1 protein-coding gene is annotated in these 568 nt (G+C 54.4%); it reads right to left on the reverse strand.

What is annotated here, in order from left to right; translation table 11 throughout:
* Positions 1–78: 78 nt before the first annotated feature.
* Positions 79–351 (reverse strand): CopG family ribbon-helix-helix protein, encoded by a 273-nt coding sequence (locus tag ALO64_RS17830; RefSeq protein ID WP_044322718.1) that lies wholly within the window; start codon positions 349–351, stop codon positions 79–81.
* Positions 352–568: the final 217 nt, after the last annotated feature.

Consider the following 568-nt stretch of genomic DNA (forward strand, 5'->3'; position numbering starts at 1 on the left):
GCTTCGCAGCTTCCGGGTCCTTTGCAGCCAAGAACCGCCGGCATCGCTCAAATCCTTGCGCCGCACCTTCTGTGACGATTACTTGTGGCACTCAGGCACCGCCTTTTCGTCTTGGGTGCCCCAAGTGTTTAACCAAGTACGCACTTCCTGACCGGTCAGGTGCCGACCGGTTTCCTGATAAGCAGCCCAGGAAGCTAAGGCTTCCTGCTTGAAGTTTTCACGGGCTTCCTCTCGTTCGACGTATTGTTGGATGGCTTCAAGCATGATCCAGTGCGGTGAACGGCGGCGCTGACTAGCGAGGTATTGGACGCGGCCTTTGAGCGTATCGTCAATCTTGAGTGATGTTGCCATTGCTGTTCCCTTATCACTTGGTGATACCTAGTAATAATTTAGCCTGTCCCGTTCTGTCCATCAAACGCTCGATTGATGGACGTGCTAGCCGGTGCTGGTTCAGTTGCAGCTAATGTGAGCCGGAAACGATGGAATCCAAGTCGATGCGACTGAATGCGAGCACGGCTGTTTTCGATTGCAAGCCCCTACACTTAGCCCTTTGGCTGTGCAGCGGCCC

The organism is Pseudomonas meliae (assembly GCF_001400515.1).
Classification (GTDB): domain Bacteria; phylum Pseudomonadota; class Gammaproteobacteria; order Pseudomonadales; family Pseudomonadaceae; genus Aquipseudomonas; species Aquipseudomonas amygdali.

Excerpts from the sequence above, each read along its gene's own strand:
- ALO64_RS17830 (WP_044322718.1), bottom strand. The coding sequence starts at position 351 with ATGGCAACATCACTCAAGATTGACGATACGCTCAAAGGCCGCGTCCAA.